The 17,345-nt window shown below is 60.5% G+C and carries 16 protein-coding genes; 12 read left to right on the top strand and 4 right to left on the bottom strand.

The window, feature by feature from the left end:
- The first annotated feature begins 210 nt into the window (after positions 1-210).
- Positions 211-1,371: a hypothetical protein gene (locus VGY55_19950; GenBank protein HEV2972258.1), complete on the top strand. Its 1,161-nt coding sequence runs from the start codon at positions 211-213 to the stop codon at positions 1,369-1,371.
- Between the two features lie 126 nt (positions 1,372-1,497).
- Here the strand turns inward: VGY55_19950 and VGY55_19945 are convergent, their stop codons facing one another.
- On the bottom strand, positions 1,498-2,430 hold the full coding sequence (locus tag VGY55_19945; GenBank protein ID HEV2972257.1) for a hypothetical protein: 933 nt from the start codon (positions 2,428-2,430) through the stop codon (positions 1,498-1,500).
- A gap of 433 nt (positions 2,431-2,863) precedes the next feature.
- Between VGY55_19945 and VGY55_19940 the strand changes: the two genes are divergently transcribed.
- On the top strand, positions 2,864-4,189 hold the full coding sequence (locus tag VGY55_19940; GenBank protein HEV2972256.1) for a BBP7 family outer membrane beta-barrel protein: 1,326 nt from the start codon (positions 2,864-2,866) through the stop codon (positions 4,187-4,189).
- 244 nt (positions 4,190-4,433) lie between these two features.
- Here VGY55_19940 and VGY55_19935 read toward each other — a convergent pair whose 3' ends face one another.
- Positions 4,434-4,616: a hypothetical protein gene (locus VGY55_19935; protein ID HEV2972255.1), complete on the bottom strand. Its 183-nt coding sequence runs from the start codon at positions 4,614-4,616 to the stop codon at positions 4,434-4,436.
- Positions 4,617-4,826: 210 nt separating this feature from the next.
- On the opposite strand from VGY55_19935, the gene VGY55_19930 reads away from it, so the two are divergent.
- Both VGY55_19930 and VGY55_19925 read left to right on the top strand, forming a co-directional pair.
- Positions 4,827-6,008, top strand: coding sequence for a GNAT family N-acetyltransferase (locus VGY55_19930; GenBank protein ID HEV2972254.1), 1,182 nt, complete (start codon positions 4,827-4,829; stop codon positions 6,006-6,008).
- Positions 5,993-6,766 carry a glycosyltransferase gene (locus VGY55_19925; GenBank protein HEV2972253.1) on the top strand — a complete coding sequence of 258 codons (774 nt, stop codon included), beginning with the start codon at positions 5,993-5,995 and terminating at the stop codon, positions 6,764-6,766. Before VGY55_19930 ends, VGY55_19925 begins: the two co-directional genes overlap by 16 nt.
- A gap of 197 nt (positions 6,767-6,963) precedes the next feature.
- On the opposite strand, the gene VGY55_19920 is transcribed toward VGY55_19925, so the two are convergent.
- The gene (locus VGY55_19920; GenBank protein HEV2972252.1) at positions 6,964-7,728 is read right to left on the bottom strand and encodes an alpha/beta hydrolase-fold protein; all 765 of its coding nucleotides are present in this window, start codon (positions 7,726-7,728) and stop codon (positions 6,964-6,966) included.
- Between the two features lie 169 nt (positions 7,729-7,897).
- Between VGY55_19920 and hisA the strand changes: the two genes are divergently transcribed.
- The 6 genes from hisA (at position 7,898) to VGY55_19890 (ending at position 14,587) form a co-directional block, all read left to right on the top strand.
- Positions 7,898-8,626 carry a 1-(5-phosphoribosyl)-5-[(5-phosphoribosylamino)methylideneamino]imidazole-4-carboxamide isomerase gene (gene hisA / locus VGY55_19915; protein HEV2972251.1) on the top strand — a complete coding sequence of 243 codons (729 nt, stop codon included), beginning with the start codon at positions 7,898-7,900 and terminating at the stop codon, positions 8,624-8,626.
- 13 nt (positions 8,627-8,639) lie between these two features.
- Positions 8,640-10,739 carry an elongation factor G gene (locus VGY55_19910; protein ID HEV2972250.1) on the top strand — a complete coding sequence of 700 codons (2,100 nt, stop codon included), beginning with the start codon at positions 8,640-8,642 and terminating at the stop codon, positions 10,737-10,739.
- 440 nt (positions 10,740-11,179) lie between these two features.
- Positions 11,180-12,715, top strand: a complete 1,536-nt coding sequence (locus tag VGY55_19905; protein HEV2972249.1) for a CRTAC1 family protein — start codon at positions 11,180-11,182, stop codon at positions 12,713-12,715.
- A 70-nt stretch (positions 12,716-12,785) separates the two neighbouring features.
- On the top strand, positions 12,786-13,967 hold the full coding sequence (locus VGY55_19900) for a tetratricopeptide repeat protein (protein HEV2972248.1): 1,182 nt from the start codon (positions 12,786-12,788) through the stop codon (positions 13,965-13,967).
- A gap of 3 nt (positions 13,968-13,970) precedes the next feature.
- Positions 13,971-14,126, top strand: a complete 156-nt coding sequence (locus tag VGY55_19895; GenBank protein HEV2972247.1) for a hypothetical protein — start codon at positions 13,971-13,973, stop codon at positions 14,124-14,126.
- Positions 14,127-14,173: 47 nt separating this feature from the next.
- Positions 14,174-14,587, top strand: a complete 414-nt coding sequence (locus VGY55_19890; protein HEV2972246.1) for a hypothetical protein — start codon at positions 14,174-14,176, stop codon at positions 14,585-14,587.
- 115 nt (positions 14,588-14,702) lie between these two features.
- On the opposite strand, the gene VGY55_19885 is transcribed toward VGY55_19890, so the two are convergent.
- The gene (locus VGY55_19885; protein ID HEV2972245.1) at positions 14,703-14,999 is read right to left on the bottom strand and encodes a hypothetical protein; all 297 of its coding nucleotides are present in this window, start codon (positions 14,997-14,999) and stop codon (positions 14,703-14,705) included.
- Between the two features lie 265 nt (positions 15,000-15,264).
- On the opposite strand from VGY55_19885, the gene groL reads away from it, so the two are divergent.
- A complete protein-coding gene (gene groL, locus VGY55_19880; GenBank protein HEV2972244.1) occupies positions 15,265-16,971 on the top strand; it encodes a chaperonin GroEL in 1,707 nt (568 codons plus the stop codon).
- A 74-nt stretch (positions 16,972-17,045) separates the two neighbouring features.
- Positions 17,046-17,345, top strand: coding sequence for a co-chaperone GroES (gene groES / locus VGY55_19875; protein HEV2972243.1), 300 nt, complete (start codon positions 17,046-17,048; stop codon positions 17,343-17,345).

The following is a 17,345-nucleotide window of genomic DNA, read 5'->3' as shown; positions in this document are numbered from 1 at the left end:
GCGGCGACGCGCAGCCCCGCGAAATTGGGTTCATCCGACTTCATGCGCTTATCGTAGCGTAAGCGCGGGCCGGACCGAAAGGGCGACGGGCGTAAGTAGACTCCTCATGCTCCGCGCGATGAATGTCCTCACGCGGAGCGCGATGAGTACACTCGCCACGCACGGCTCGAATGATAGCCGCGTCGCAATGCCGATGTTACGATGGTCAATATGCCGGCGACACCATTTGACGAACTCGAATCCGACCTTACGACCGGCGGGGCGGAAAGCGCGCTGGAGCGGCTGGCCGCGCGATTTCGCGACGACGGGGACTATCATAGCCTATTCGACACGCGGCTGATGCAGGCCCGGCGGCGGCTCGGATTGCCGATCATCTTGACCACTCCGCTCGAGGAATTGGAGGAGCCGATGCGGGGGGAAGTCGAGCGCGCCTATCTCGACGCCTGCCGCGAGGCCGGGTGGCTGCTCTGGAAGGCTGGAAAACTCCGCGAGGCCTGGATGTATCTGCGGCCGCTCGGGGAAAATAGCGCGGTGGCCGCGGCGATCTCCCAGGTTGACGCCAACGAGGAGAATCTCGCGTCGCTCGTCGAAATCGCCTTGCGCGAAGGGGTGGCGCCGGCAAATGGCTTCGAGCTGGTTCTCCGCCAATACGGCGTCTGCAATGCCATCACGGCCTTTGATTCTGAAATGGGCCAACACAGCCGTGCGCAGCAACAGATCGCGGCGGGACTCTTGGTTCGGCAGCTTCATTCCGACCTGTTCGCGAATCTGCGGGCGGATATCGCTCGCCGCGCGGAAGGCGCGCCGGAGCAAGGCACGTTGCCGGAGCTACTGTCAGGCCGCGATTCACTTTTCGCTGACAACAATTATCACATCGATACCTCGCATCTTTCGGCGACCGTGCGGATCGCGCGGATTGTCGAAGACCCCGAAATCTTGGGCCTGGCCTGGGAACTGACCGAGTACGGCCGGCGGCTCTCTGTGACTTTTCAATTGACCGGGGACGAACCGTTCGAAGACGTCTACCGCAGCCACGGGCTATTCTTCGCAGCCCAACTAGGACGAGAGATCGAAGCCGCAGTGGCCTATTTCCGCAACAAGGCGGACAACGCCAACCCCGACGAAATGGGAACGGCGACGGCGGAGGTATATGTGGTTCTGCTCATCCGGCTGCGGCGATTTAGCGACGCTTTCGAAGAGCATGTCCGCCTGATGCCAGCGGGCGTGCGCACAACCGGCTTCGCTCCGACGGTGCTAGAGCTAGCGAGGCTATCGGGCAACTACGATCGATTGCTCGCTATCTGCCGCCAGCGCGGCGATTTACTAGGCTTCGCCGCTGGGCTGCTGGAAATGAAGAAGGCCGATCGATAAGCTTTGGGCGCCATGTCCACGGCTCGGCGTGGGCATGGCCTGTGTTGCCGCATGGCCACTCAGAGCAGTGGCCATGGCACCCATCAAACCAGGTTTGAACCTCCACCACTTAACGATAAGTGCCTTCTATTTCGCCGGCAGCCGCAGATTCCAGGCCTCGAGCCACCTTTCATCCGCGCGCTTCAGGCCGAAATCGGCGATCAGATGCTTTTCCATGTCGGAAAGGTGCCCGGCGCCGTAGAAGATGGCAAGCGTCTTCTTGCCGCTCTTGATTTGGTCGGCCAATACCTTGAGCGCCGCTTGATTTCGAGCGCTGATCAGCGTCGAGCCCTTTGGGCCCTCGAGCGCGAGCATCACCCCGTCCATGCTTTCCATCTGGTCGGCCATGAAACGCTTCATTTGGATCGCCCGATTCTTGTCGAACAGGGCCATGATGAGATCCAGGTCGGAGTTGTTGGAAGCCCCGCTCTGCTGCGCCATCCCGGCGGCCATCATCCGAAGCATCATCGACCAGATGCTTTCGCCCCGCTCGGCCATCGATTTGGCCATTTCATCGGGTGACATATCCGCATGGACGAAATTCCGCTTCGTATAGTCGACGTCATCGAGCTGAAAGTCCAAATCGAGGAAATTCTTCATCGCGACCTGAATGGCCGAGACAGGGCTGCCGCTCCTTCGGCCTGCCTTGGGCACCGTGTTCTTGTCGGCGACGAGTTCAAAAAGCAGCGAGTCGTATTTCTCGAACGCTTTATTAAGTTGGTCGTAATAGGATTTCTCGGCCACGTGAACCGCCCCGACCAGATCGACCGAGAGCCCGGGCCGGTCCCCATCCTTCGCCGGCACATAACGAACGATCGCCGTCTCCATGGCCTGCGGATCGCCGTGACTGTCGCGGACCAGACGAATGAACTTATGGTCGGGACTATCCAATTTGCCAAGTTTCTGAGCAGTGGCCGGCGTAACCGGCGGCTCGGCGGCTAACAACCGGCAGAAGCCGAGCAAAACCGCCAAGCCTCCGGCCAAAACGAAAAAAATCGAGTCCCGATATGGCTTTGGCATAACGCCACACTCCCGAAATCGACGGATAGAGTCCAAACGAATGCGACTGATACACAGAGTATACGCCGCTAGCAGTTTGCCGACAACGACGGGATAGCGGTGGCAAGGCGACGAGGCGACATGGTGACATGCTGGAAAGTTGGCAAGCCAGTCGAAAGTTCCGCCTGCGCGTTTTGCCTTGTCACCCCTTCGCCTTGCCACCTTGTCATCTTCACGTGGCAGGTCCGCTGCAAAAGGCGGCCATCGCCGCTCCGCCATTCTACCCAGTTTATCATCGGCCGCCCGGCACGCTCGGCATTTTCGTTACACTTTACCGTTCTTACTCAACTGTCGCGACTGGCACGGCCGATACTACCGTCACATCCAATGCGCCGGCTCTTCGCAGGGAAGGGCACGCGCGGACCAAAAGAGCAGCTCAGAGCGGACCTAAAACATGCATTTCCATCGCACTAGGTCGTGGCTGGTCGTCTTCGCGGTAGCCCTTGGCGCGGCGGCCAGCGCGCGGGCTCAGGTTCCAGAGCCCGATCATGCTCAAATCTTTCAGCCGTTCGGCCCCGTCGATGGGGGCGACCTGGCAGACATGCAGCCCTTCGCTCCGATCGAGTCCGGCAGCCAGGACTACTTTCCTAAGGGGGCCGTCGGGCCATTCTTCCGATACGAGCGCCTCTATTGGTCAATCCATCAGCCCTCGTTCGGCCTGATCGGCAGCACCGACCCTACGTTGGTCGCCCTGGGCCTCAGCGACAACACGAACCAGTTCATCTCCCCGAATTTCGTTTGGGGCAACCGCTTCGACATCGGCTACCGGCAAGACGACGGCTCCGGTTGGATGACCAGCATCGTCAAGAGCAACACGCAATTCAACTCGGCCGGGGTCGGGAATTCGACGAGCGTAGGCTTTTTGGACACGACGGGCGTGCTTCCGGCAAACGCGATACTCGCCTTGATCGGCACCGACACAACAGGTGTTCCCTTTCCGCCAAATCCGGCATTCGACTTCATACAATACCAGCCGCTTACGATCGTTAACAACAGCCGGTTCGTGGGCGTCGAGTTGGATAAGTCGATCCGCTTCGAACCCGAGCATCATGGCGGAGTCTGGGAATTCTTTTTGGGGCCGCGGTTCTTTCAATTTCATGACCGATTCGATGTTTCAGGTACGACGAACCCTGAATTCGGCACCTTCCCCGATGGCACGATCATTTTGCCTCAGAACCCTCCTAACATTGTCAGCATCGCCAGGGTCTTGTCTGTCCCGTCGGCGCCCAATTTCTGGGACCTTGGAATCGACAACAACATCGTCGGCCCGCAAATCGGGACCCGTTGGACACTGGAGCGCGAGCACTGGACCTTCTCGGCCGATTTCCGCGCCCTTCTCGGATTCAACTTCCAGAACGAATATATGAGCGGTGCGACGAGCGCCGGCTATACGACGCACATCATTCGTCTTGACAACGGAGCGACTATACCGGGAACCACGGTGCAAGTCGGCGTGCTAAACTCGGCCCTCTTCACCTTCAACAGCGCTGGACACAATGTGACATTCTCGCCGTTAGGTGAAGCGCGCTTCGACGCGATCTACAAGGTGTCGAAAAACGTCAGTCTCGAGGTCGGTTATACCGGCCTCCTCGTGTCCGGGATCAGCCGAGCCAGCGACCGCATCGTCTACACCGTTCCCAACATGAGCATCGCCCAGGGCGCCGACAAGCAACACGTCTATATCAACGGCGTGAACGTCGGCTTCAACGTCAACTATTGATGCGGCAGGCCAGCGCCGGCAAGGTCGGGAACGCTCGTCGCGGCGGGGTGTACCGCAGCGGCGCGATTGACGCGACGCTGCCAACGCCGGCAAGCGCACCGAGCCGATACCTCAATGCGTCCGGCTGAGAATCTATACGGCCGCAAGCCTAGTGAGACACACCAGCCCGACGCGCGAGCGAGGGAAATCGACCGCGATTCCCTCGCTCGCGCTTCGGGCTAGTGGAGTTCGCCGACAGCCTCTTTCAGCGGTTTGCAAGAGCGATCCGTCGCAATTCTTCCAACTCGCAATTCAAACGGTGCCGCAACGGGCTTTCCGGGCGAAGCTCTTTGAGCAGGGCCTCGGCCTTCGACAGATCCTCGTCGCTGATCGCGGTCCCTTTGAACAGAGTCCGCCAACTCTTCGAGACTTCTTTTTCAGTAAGCAATCGTCACCTCTGCCAGAAAACTAGGTGAATCGAATCCTCTTCACCTATTTTATTCCCACGGGGGCTTTCCGCAATAGTGGGCGGATCGTAAATCGTAATTGCCGTTAGTCGTCGCGAGCCTTATGCTGTAGGCAGTCGTACTTCTAAACCGTAGCTGAACTCGCAAGGATTCAGCCTCGCAACACAGGGCCATCCGGAGGGCCCGCGAACGTGTCGACGCAAATCATCCGCCCAGCGATTCGCGCCGATCGTCGGATTGACGTCCGCCCGGCCGTCTCGCGGTACGACCGCCGACAGTTTCTGCGGTTCCCGTGGCGAGTCTATGCCGATGACCCCGTTTGGATCGCGCCGCTGCTGATCGAGCGCAAAGATTTCATCAATCCGCGGAAGCATCCGTTCTACCAGCATGGCGCCGCGGTCCCATTCGTCGCGTACCGGCACGGCCAGGCGATCGGACGGATTCTGGCCAGTGACGATCCCTTGTTCAACGCCCATCACGAGGACAATGCGGGCTGCTTCGGGATGTTCGAATCGATCGACGAGCCGGACGTCGCCCATGCTCTGCTCGACGCTGCCGCCGAGTGGCTCGCGCGCCGGGGCCGCACGCGGATGATGGGACCGATCGACTACTCGATGAACTACGGCTGCGGCTTGCTGATCGAGGGTTTCGAGACACCGCCGCGGGTGATGATGAACCACAATCCGCCCTATTACCGACCGCTGCTGGAAAGTTGGGGCTTGACGAAGGCCAAGGATCTTTACGCCTGGTGGTTCGACAGCGACAATCGAATCGACCGCTGGCGGCCGCGCGTCGAGCGGGCGGTAGCCCGCAGCGGCGTGACAGTCCGTCCGCTGCGCCGCAAGGACCTGCCGGCGGAGATTCTCCGTTGCCGCGCGATTTACAACGAGGCCTGGCGAGACAACTGGGGAGACGTTCCCATGACGCTGGCCGAGTTCGAGTATCTGGCCAAGTTTCTTCTGCACCTGGCGATCCCCGACTTGCTGCTGATGGCGGAGGTCAAGGGGCGGCCGGTGGCCTTTTCGATGACGCTGCCGGATTTCAACGAAGCGGCCCGCTCGCTCAACGGCCGATTGTTTCACTACGGTCTGCCGATCGGGTTGGTGAGATTCTGGCGCAATTTGAAGCGCGTGAAGACGGCCCGGCTCTTGGCGCTAGGCGTGGTTCCCGAATATCGGCGGCGCGGGATCGCGGAACTTTTGATCTTGCGCACATTCGACTACGGCGCGAAACAAATGGGCGTGACCGGCGCCGAATTGAGTTGGACGTTGGAAGACAACGCGCTCATCAACCGGACGATCGAAGCCGTCGGCGGCCGACGATACAAGACCTATCGCATTTTCGAGCGATCGATTCCATGCTCTCATTCGTGATCCCGGCTCATAACGAAGAGCAGCACTTGGGAGCGACGCTGGCCGCGATCGGTGTGGCCGCGCGTGAGATCGGCGAGCCGTTCGAGATGATCGTGGCGGACGATGCCTCGACCGATCAGACCAGCTTGATTGCGGAGCATTCGGGAGCACGAGTCATCCGCGTTCAGAATCGCCAAATCGCCGCCACGCGAAACGCCGGGGCGCGAGCGGCCAAGGGAGACGTGCTGTTTTTCGTCGATGCCGACACGCTGGCGAATGCCACGGCGGTTCGGGCCTGCCTCGACGAACTGCGCCGCGGCGCGATCGGCGGCGGCTGCGTGTTTCGCTTCGACGGCGAGCTGCCGGCCTGGGCGCGGGTCTTGTATCCGTTGGCCGTCGTTCTATCGCGATCGCTCAAACTGGTCGGCGGCTGCTTTCTATTCTGCAAGCGCGAGGCGTTCGAGGATTTCGGCGGATTCGACGAGCGCTATTTCGCCGGCGAAGAAATCCTGTTCATCGCCGCGCTCAAGCGCCGCGGCCGATTCGCGGTTCCCCGACCCACCGTCGTGACCTCCGGCCGCAAGCTACGGGCGCACTCATTCTGGCAGATCATCGGCGAGGCCTGGCGATGGGCCCTTCGCGGACCAAAGGCGTACCAACGCCGCGACGGTCTCGATATCTGGTATGGAGCCCGAGCGGCTGACGATCACGGTCCGTCGAGCATGAACGCGCCCGTGGCCGACGCTGCCAGTGTCGGCGCGGGTGCTGATCCCAAGTAGAGTCAAGCAACCGGTTGTAGCACGGTCTCCTGACCGTGCTACCGGTTCGACCGAAGGTCTCCTGATGCGCCGGAGACCTTCGGTCGCGCATCGTGTCGTGGTCGGGAGACCGCGACACAATGCAGTTCTCACGACGGAGCGTGAGGACTACACTCGTCGCTCGCCGCCGTTCGTACTTCGTACTTGGTACTTCGTACTTATTTCCTCTGCTCGAACATCCACGGGATCGCGCCGTCCGGGTCGGTATAGGCTTTGGTCCAACTGTCGTGGCCGACGCCGGGCAGCTCGGTGTACTTGGGATTGCCGCCGGCTTTCTTGATCGCCACGATCATTTCCCGCGAACGTTGGATGGGTACGGCCGGATCGGCGTCGCCGTGCCAGCACCAGAGCGGAACATTCACTAACCGGTCGGCTTTCGTATCGTCGCCGCCACCGCAAATCGGCACGACCGCCGCGAACCGCTCGGGCATTCGCACGGCCAGGTCCCACGTGCCGTAGCCACCCATCGAAAGCCCCGTGAGGTAGACGCGGCTCGTGTCAATCGGTTCGGTCCTGATCACTTCATCGAGAATCTCGACGGCGAGCTTCATCGAGTCTGACATTTCCTTCGGCAGAGGCTGCGAGGTCTTCTTGTCCCACGGAGAGTTCACCCATTTGGCGTCGCTCGGCGCCTGCGGGGCGATCAGGAAGCACGGATACGCCGCCCGCATCTTTGGCTCAGCCATCCAAGTCGGCAAATACTTGAGCTGCGCCTTGTTGTCGTCGCCGCGTTCGCCGGCCCCGTGCAAGAAGAGCACGAGCGGATATTTCTTTCCCGGCTCGATTTTCTCCGGCGCGAGCAAGCGATACTTGAACGTGCGGCTTGCCCCGTCGTCTGATTTGTAGTGGTGCTCTCGTTCTTGAATGGTATCGGTCACCGCTCCCACCTCCAGCGCGAGAATTGCCAACAGCAGGGCATTCACGATGTGGTCTCCTGTGATGATTGAGTCAGTCCGCGGATTGTAGCTGGTGAAGTCGCGAGTTGCGAGTGGATTCCCTCGTCCCTCGCCTCTTGCCCCTCGCCCCTTTCTGTGCCATATTCACCGTTTCCCCTTCTCCGAAGCAGTCGCGTTCTGGGGAGTCTCGCTTCCCATGCAGATTTGGCCGGCCATCGACCTGCGCGGCGGAAAATGCGTCCGCCTCGTGCAAGGCGACTATCGCCGCGAGTTGGTCTTCAGCGAAGACCCGGCCGCGATGGCCCGGCGGCTGGTCGAGCAAGGGGCGGAACGCTTGCATCTTGTCGATCTCGACGGAGCGCGCGACGGCAAGCCGGTCAATCTGGCGAGCGTGCAAAACATCCTCGCTGCCGTCGATGTTCCGTGCGAACTCGGCGGCGGCATTCGCGACGAAGCGACGATCGGCCGATTGCTGAAATTGGGCCTGTCGCGGTTAGTGATCGGCACCCGCGCGCTTCGCGATCCCGACTGGTTCCGCGGCGTCGTGCGACGCTATCCCGGCAAGCTCGTTTTGGGGATCGACGCCCGCGATGGCAACGTCGCCACCGATGGATGGCTCGAAACGAGCAGCCAGCGCGCGACCGAACTGGCCCAGCAGTTCGAGAGCGAGCCGCTGGCTGCGATCATCTACACCGACATCGCCAAAGACGGGATGCTCGAAGGCCCGAATCTTCCGGCGATGCGGGAAATGCAGCGAGCGGTTCGGCTGCCCGTGATCGCCTCGGGCGGAGTGACGACGGCCGCCGACGTCGCCGCGCTGGCCGCCGCGGGGATGGCCGGCTGCATCATCGGCCGGGCGTTGTACGAAGAAAAACTTACCCTAGCCGAGGCGCTCGAAGCAGCCGCCTCGGCGCATATCGCCTGAGGGAACAATCACTATGTCTAAGCACAAGGTCGAGGACATTCGCAACATTGCCCTATGCGGACACGGATCGTCCGGAAAGACAACCCTGATCGATAAGATGCTCAACCTCAGCGGCGCGGTCACCCGCCCGGCGAGCGTAGACGACGGCACGAGCGTCTGCGATTTCGACGAAGTGGAAAAGGCCCATAAGTATTCAATCGAATCGGCCGTCACGCATTTCGAGCATGCGGGCAAGCGATTCAACGTGATCGACACGCCCGGCTATCCCGACTTCATCGGCCAGGCGATCGGCGCGTTTCAGGCGGTCGAGACGGCCGCGATCGTGGTCAACGCCCATTCGGGGATCGAAGTGAACACGCGCCGCGTGTTTCACGAAGCGGGCAAGGCCGGCTGCGGGCGGATCATCGTTATCAGCAAGATGGATTCGGAGAATATCGGCTTTCCCGCCCTGCTCGAATCAATCCAGTCGATGTTCGGCAAGGCCTGCATTCCGCTGAATGTGCCGATCGGCTCGGGCCACGATTTCAAAGGGGTCGTCAGCACGCTCAAAGTGTCCGGCGGCACGCCGGGCGCTTTGATCGATCCAGCCGAGATCAATCAATCGCTGATCGAATCGATCGTCGAGATGGACGAAGAAGTGATGAGCCGGTATTTCGAGGGAACACTGCCGACCGACGAAGAGCTGCCGAGATTGTTCGATGAAGCGATCGCACACGGCAGCTTGATCCCGATCGTTTGCGTGGCGGGAAAATCCGGGATCGGGCTGAAGGAGTTGCTCGACGCCTTCGCTCTTTGCGGCCTGCCGCCCAATGAGTTGCACCGCAAGGCGATCGACGAGGCGGGGAAAGAAGTCCCCATCTCGCTCGACGCGACCGGCCCGCTGGTGGCCCAAGTGTTCAAGACGCGCATCGATCCGTTCGTGCAGAAGCTCAGCTATATCCGAGTGTTCGGCGGCATGCTCAAGAAGGACGAAAGCGTGCATGTCTCCGGCGGGCGGAAGAACGTCAAGATCGGGCCGCTGTTGGAAATTCAAGGGAGCGAATCGCATCCGGTCGATTCGGCCGGCCCCGGCGACATCGTGGCGATCGCCAAGACGGAAGATCTGCACACCGGCACGACGCTCGGTAACTTCACGATGCCGCCGGTGAAGTATCCCACGCCGATGGTCGGCCTGGCCGCCACGCCCAAGAGCCGCGGCGACGAGGCGAAGCTCTCCGGCGCGCTGCACAAGGTGGTCGAGGAAGATCCGACCTTCCGCATCGACCGCGATCCGCAGACGAAAGAACTCGTCATGACCGGAATGAGCGAATTGCACTTGATGGTCGTTCGCGAGCGGCTCAAGAAGCGCGACAAGGTCGAGATCGACACCAAGGAGCCGAAGATTCCCTATCGCGAAACGATCCAAGCCAAGGCCGAGGGGAGTTATCGCCATAAGAAGCAAACCGGCGGCCGCGGGCAATTCGGCGAAGTCCATATCCGGATGTTCCCGTTCCCGTCCGGCACCGATCCCGAAGCGTTTGCCACGAAACAGCGGTTCCCCTCGATGCGGCAATTCCATCACGATCCCAAGAGCAATTTCCTGTGGGTGGATTCGATCGTCGGCGGCACGATCCCGAACAACTTCCTTCCCGCGGTGGAAAAGGGATTCAAGGAGCGGCTCGAGCGCGGCGTGATCGCCGGCTACCACGTGCAGGATGTGGGGGTCGAGGTGCATTTCGGCAAATATCACGACGTCGATAGCTCGGAAGCGGCCTTCAAGACGGCCGGCTCGATGGCCTTCCGCAATGTGTTTCAAGAGGCCAAGCCGTCGCTCCTCGAACCGATTGTCACGCTGCACATCACCGTCCCGAACGAGAAACTGGGGGACATCACGAGTGACCTCTCGGGCCGCCGCGGCCGCGTGGCCGGCATGGAATCGGCCGGCGGCGATTTGCAAACCGTCACTGCCGTCGTCCCGCTAGCCGAAGTGACCACGTATGCCCGCAGCCTCTCGAGCATGACCGGCGGGCAAGGAAGCTACACGATGGAATTCAACCACTACGAAGTGGTGCCGGGCAACGTGCAGAAAGAAATCATCGACAAGGCCGTGCTGCATCCGGAGGAGGAGGAATAGGAGCAGGGAGCAGGGAGCTGGGAGCACGGGGCAATGGAGTACCATGAAAATCCTCCATTGACTGGGGGAATTTCATGGTACGGCTCGACCTGCTGCTGTTCAAAGGCGGCCGGCGGATCGGCGTCGAATGCAAGCGCACGAGCGCTCCGATTCAGTCGGACGAACGATTCACGAAGAAGATCAAGTGATACATAAAGCCCATCGTCATGGTGCAGTCGCGAAGGAACGGGCTCAGTGCGAAAATGCCAATCTCTGTAAGGTGGCGTGTTCACCTCGTCCTCTTTGGGCTGGTTTTCGGCCTTACCGCCGCCTGCACCCAATCGCCTTCCGCCAAGCCGAATGAGGTTCGGACTAGCCAGCCGCCCTGGTTTATGGACGTAACTCAGGAGGTCGGGCTTGATTTCATTCATGACCCCGGCCCGATTGACGGCTCATACTTTATGCCTCAATGCATTGGTTCGGGGGCTGCTCTATTTGATTTCGACAACGACGGACGGCTCGGCATCTACCTACTACAGAATGGCGGGCCACACTCGCCCTCCAAAAATCGGTTGTTCCGGCAACAGCCCGACGGGCGTTTTAAGGACGTCAGTGCCGGCTCGGGGCTCGATTTCGCCGGTCACTGCATGGGCGTGGCCGTCGGGGACGTGAATAACGACGGTCTGCCCGACGTCTACGTCAGCGAATACATGGGGGGCCGGCTCTTCCTCAATCGGGGCCAAGGCCACTTCGAGGAAGTGACCGCCAGCGGCATCGACAAGCAAATCTGGGGCACGGCCGTCAGCTTTCTGGATTTCGATCGTGACGGTTGGCTCGACCTGGTCATTGTGAATTACGTGGCCCTGGACCCGACCTATCCCTGCATCCGGCTGAACGGCGACGGTCGCGACTATTGCCATCCTTCTAACTTCAAAGGAACCCAGACCCATCTCTACCACAATCGCGGCAAGGACGCGAACGGAGTTTGGCTTGGATTCGAGGATCGCACCGATGCCGCCGGCTTGGGCCGCACGATCGGCCCGGGTTTGGGAGTGCTCTGCGCGGATTTCAACGGCGACGGTTGGCCCGACATCTTCGTGGCCAACGACAACGAGGCCAACCGCCTGTGGATCAACCAGAAAAACGGCACGTTCCGCGAGGAGGCGGTTCAACGTAATGTCGCGTTCAACTCCGGCGGGGAGGCCCAGGGCAACATGGGTGTGGCCTTTGGCGACGTGAATGGCACGGGCTTGCCGAGCCTTTTCGTCACCCACCTCACCTCCGAATTTCCAGGTCTGTGGAAACAGGGACCGTGCGGCTTTTTCCAAGAACGGGCCACCGAGTCCGGCCTTACAAAGATGGCCTGGCGCGGCACTGGCTTCGGCGCCGTCCTCGGGGACTTCGACCAGGACGGCGCACTCGATTTGGCCCTGGTCAATGGCCGCGTCTCTCGCACCACTCCGGCCACCAAACTGCATTGGGACGCCTACGCCGAGCGCAATCAGCTATTCGCCAACGACGGCGCCGGCAAGTTCCGCGATATTTCCTACGACAACCCCGCTCTGTGTGGCCAGCCCAACGTCGCGCGCGGCTTGGCGGTTGGCGACCTCAATGGCGACGGCGCTCTGGATCTGTTGGTAACAACCGTCGGCGGCAAGGCCCGCATCCTACGGAATGTCGCCCCCAATCGCGGGCACTGGTTGATGGTCCGCGCCGTCGAACCAGCCTGCGGCCGCGACGCGATTGGCGCCGACGTGCAAATCGTGGCCGGCGCGCGCCGCTGGCGGCGTTTAATCCAGCCGAGCCAGAGTTTTTTAAGCAGCAATGATCCGCGCGCCCATTTCGGCTTGGGCGCCGTTCAGCACGTGGATGCCGTCGAGGTCTCTTGGCCGGATGGTTCGGAAGAGATTTTTTCATGTCCGTCCGTGGATCGTTTGGTCGAGGTGCGACGTGGCAAGGGCCAACCCGTCAAGGAAAAAGAAGCCAGATGGCCGTGAACGGCCCGCTTACCGAGCGCCCGCACAATTCGGGCCCCCCAGGGGACACCTGCGCGCCCTCGTCGCAATAATGGTGGTCCTGTTGTGCGCGTTGATCGGCCGTTGGGTTTACCAAGGTTGGACTGGCCCGTTGCCCGAGCTGCCGTTTCTGGCCCTGGACGGCATCGATCCGGAGGTGGCCGAGGTCCTGACCAAACAGCGGGCGGCCGTCGAGCGGGCGCCGCGTTCGGCTGATGCGTGGGGCACGCTGGCGATGCTTTTACATGCCCACCAATTCGCGGATGAAGCCATCATTTGCTACGGCGCCGCGGCGACGCTGGAAAAGACGAACCCGAATTGGCCCTATTTCCAGGGATATCTTTTGGAAAAGGGCGCTCATCCGGACCAAGCCCTTCCATGCTTGGAAAGGGCCGCCGCCCTGGCCCCAAACGATTTGCCGGTCCCCAGGTTTCGATTGGCCGATCTGCTTTTGAGCTTGGGCCGCATCGAAGACGCCGAAACAGAGTATCGGAAGGTGCTCGCCACGAAGAGCGACAATAAGTACGTGCACTTCTACTCTCAATTCGGCTTGGCACAGGTCATGATCGCCCGCCAAAACTATCAGGACGCCCTCTCTCTTCTGCAAGCCATCGCGGACGATCCGTACACTCGAAAACGGGCCTGCGCATTGCGCGCTGCGGTTTACGAGCGGCTCGGCAAGCGCCCGGAATCCGACCGGGAACACGTCCGCTTCGCTACGTTGCCTGAGGACCAATCCTGGCCCGATGGCACCGCGCAAATCCGCCTACTGCGGGTCGGCTGGCACGGCCGCATCTTGAGGGCCAACGCGATGCAGAACGACAACCAACCGGCCGACGCTTTACAACTCATGATTGAAACGGTCGAAAAATATCCTCATACCGACCAGGTTTGGGCCGCCTTGGGAGTGGCCAAGGAAAACATGAAGGATTTCGCCGGCGCCGAAGAGGCCTATCGTAAGAGCATTGTCTTGGCCCCCGACCGAGCCGACCATCGCTTTGAGTTCGGCGATTTCCTGCAAGCGCGCAAACGCTATAAGGAGGCCGCCGCCGTTTTCCGCGAAGCCATTGAACTGCGTCCATTCGATGCCGCCACCCAATTCCGACTTGGCGCCTGTTTGCAATCCCTGGGCGATAATCCCGGCGCCGCCGACGCCTACCGCAACGCTCTTCGCTACAACCCCGACCTCAACGATGCCCGCCAAGGTCTGGAAATGGTGACGACCAAGAAATGAGTCATGGGACCGGCGCCGACCCTCACGCCCTTGATGCGGATTGCCCTGCACGATTTGAAACTGGCCGCACTGTACGTCGTGTATCCGGGCGAGAAACGCTACAATCTCTCGAAGAAGGTTGAGGCTGTGCCATTGGCGCGGATCGTGAATGCCCAATAGCGCAGTCCGCTTTAGGGGCTATAGCTTAACTCTAGCGTTAGACCTGTATGAGAGAAGGTTGGTTCAACGACGATTATTGGATATTGTGCGAAGACCAAAAAGAGGCCGAACTTCTTACGGCGACTTATGGGATCAAAGAATATCTACCGGGCTACTTTATCGTCGGGTTGAAGGGTTGGGACGACTTTATTCTCGTCGATCATGAGTCCCGATACTTCTCAGTTCCGACCATCCCGTTAGAGCGAGCGAGCCTCGCGCCATTCCCGTTTCCATCGGGGACGCTGCGACTTGAGTCAGACGAACGATTCACGACGAAGATCAAGTGGTACGTGAAGCCTATTCGGTTCGGCGGTGATCCGAGCGCAACGGAGAATATGGCGTGGTTGTCGCTAGATGAGCACGTGCAGGCTGTTAAGTGGTGGAACAAGTTCTACTATGATTCATTCGCGAAGCAGCGGTAGGTCTGACAGGCCCGTTGCAGTCAACTGCATTTGGGAGCAAATGGGCGGCTGTTGCTGACCTCGTTGACACCGAAAAAGTCTTCGGCGAGTCTTGTGCAGCGCCGGCCAAACGTTGCTATCGGCCAGCTTCATGTTGCCAAGTCACTTCCTGAGCCAGGAGGATATTGGCCACGTGCGCCGGCGTAACTTCCTCGGCTGGAGACGTGGAGCTTTTGCACTCGATCACGGGCAATCTCGATTTCCGATCCTTGCTGACCACGGTCGCCAGGGCAATAGGCTCCGGTTTCTTGGCAGCGGCCAGACCTTTGCGAAGCAAGTCAGCAACTTCATCCTTGAGCTTCCGGCCGTCGCGCAAGGCGCGGAGTTTCACCTGCTTCAGAAGCGCGTCCGGAAGATCGACTGTTGTCTTCATACGGCCATTTTGCTGGATCCCTAGTCCTACGGCAAATCTCGCGTCGAGACGCCGGCTGTCATATTGGCACTTGCCGGCCGGATTCGGAATATCAGATTTCAAATCGAAAACCGTCCATACTTACGACAAATGTTGTCTTCGTAAAGACTTATGGCAATCCGACCCTCCCGCGGCACGTTGGTTGCTTTACACGGCTCATTATTGGCCGGCGGCTGCCAAATGAGGCCGCGTTGTTGTCTTGCAAGGCATTAGGAGGGAATTGAACGTGGCAAAGCAAATCGTGTTTGACGACGAAGCCCGGCAGCCCTTGATGGCCGGCGTGTCGAAATTGGCGAAGGCCGTCCGCAGCACGCTCGGCCCCCGCGGCCGCAATGCCGTGCTCGACAAGGGTTGGGGTTCTCCGAAGGTGACAAAAGACGGCGTGACCGTCGCGGAAGATATCGAGCTGGACGACCCGTTCGAAAATCTCGGCGCCCAGTTGGTCAAAGAGGCCGCCAGCAAGACGAATGACGTAGCCGGCGACAGCACCACGACCGCCACCGTGTTGGCCGAGGCGATCTTCAAGGAAGGCTTGAAGATGATCGCCGCGGGCGCCGATCCGATGGCCCTATCGCGCGGCATCGCCAAGGCGACCGAAGCCGTCTGCGCGGCCGTCTCGAAAATGGCCACGCCGATCAACGACAAGAACAAGAAAGAAATCATGCAGGTGGCCACGATCGCGGGCAACAACGACCCGTCGATCGGCAACGTGCTCTCCGACGCCTTCCTCAAGGTCGGCAAGGACGGCGTGATCACGGTCGAAGAAGGAAAGCAATCCGAAACGACCGTCGAAGTGGTCGAAGGGATGCAGTTCGACCGCGGCTTCCTCTCGCCGCATTTCGTCACCAATCAAGACGAGCAAAAGGTCGAGTTGGAAAACTGCTCTATTCTGATCTACGAGGAAAAGATCTCTAGCGCCAAGAATCTCGTGCCGCTGTTGGAAGCGGTGAGCAAGGCGAACAAGCCGCTGTTGATCATTGCCGAGGATGTCGAAGGGGAGGCGCTCGCCACCTTGGTCGTCAACAAGATGCGCGGCATCTTGAACGTCTGCGCAGTAAAGGCCCCCGGCTACGGCGACCGGCGCAAGGCGATCCTGGGCGATCTGGCCGCCGTGACCGGTGGGACGGCCATCTTCAAGGACCTGGGCATCCAGCTCGATTCGGTCAAGCTCTCCGATCTGGGCCGGGCCAAGAAGATCATCATCTCGAGCGAAGAGACGACGATTGTCAGCGGGGCCGGAAAGAAAGAGCAGATCGACGGCCGGGTTGAGCAAATCCGCCGGGAGATCGACGCGACCGACAGCGACTACGATCGTGAGAAGCTCCAGGAGCGGCTGGCAAAGTTGGCCGGTGGCGTGGCCCAGATCAACGTCGGGGCCGCTACCGAAACCGAGATGAAGGAGCGCAAAGCACTGTTGGAAGACGCCAAGGCAGCCACTCAGGCGGCGCTCGAAGAAGGGATCGTTCCCGGCGGCGGCGTGGCTCTGATCCGGGCCGAGAAGTCGCTCGACAAGCTCGATGTTTCGGGCGATGAGAAGCTCGGCGCCGATATCATCAAGCAAGTGCTCGACTATCCGCTGCGTTTTATCGCCGAGAACGCCGGGCACGACGGAGCGGTCGTCGTCAATCGCGTCAAGCAGATGAAGGGGAAGAACGACGGCTACGATGCCGACAAGGACAGCTACTGCGATCTCGCGGCTGCGGGGATCATCGATCCTGCCAAGGTGGTTCGCGTGGCGCTTCAGAACGCCGCCAGCGTGGCCTCGCTGCTGTTGACCACTGAGTCGCTTGTGACTGAGATTCCTTCCGAGGAAAAGGAAGGGGATCACGACGCACACGACCACGGCATGGGCGGTGGAATGGGTGGAGGCATGGGTGGAATGGGTGGCATGGGCGGCGGTATGGGTGGCATGGGCGGCATGGGGATGATGTGACATTCGTCATTCGCATCAGTCATTGAACTGATGCTTGGCTATTTAACAACATCAAAGTACGGGGGAACCAAGATATGGCGAAGGACATGAAGCTGCGTCCGTTGGACGATCGAGTGGTGGTGGAGCCGGTCGAGGCGGAAGAGCGGACTGCCGGGGGAATCGTGCTCCCAGACACGGCGAAGGAAAAACCGCAGCGCGGCACCGTGATCGCCATCGGGCCGGGCAAGCTGCTGGATAACGGCAAGCGCGGCGACCTGTCCGTGTCGGTTGGCGACGTCGTCATCTACGGCAAATACTCCGGCACCGACATCGAAGTCAGCGGCAACGACGTCAAGATCGTCCGCGAGTCGGATATTCTGGCGAAGGTGCTTTGA

The organism is Pirellulales bacterium, from assembly GCA_035939775.1.
GTDB lineage: Bacteria > Planctomycetota > Planctomycetia > Pirellulales > DATAWG01 > DASZFO01.
Note: the sequence above shows the minus strand (reverse complement) of the source record. Positions and strands in the feature narration are given on the sequence as shown.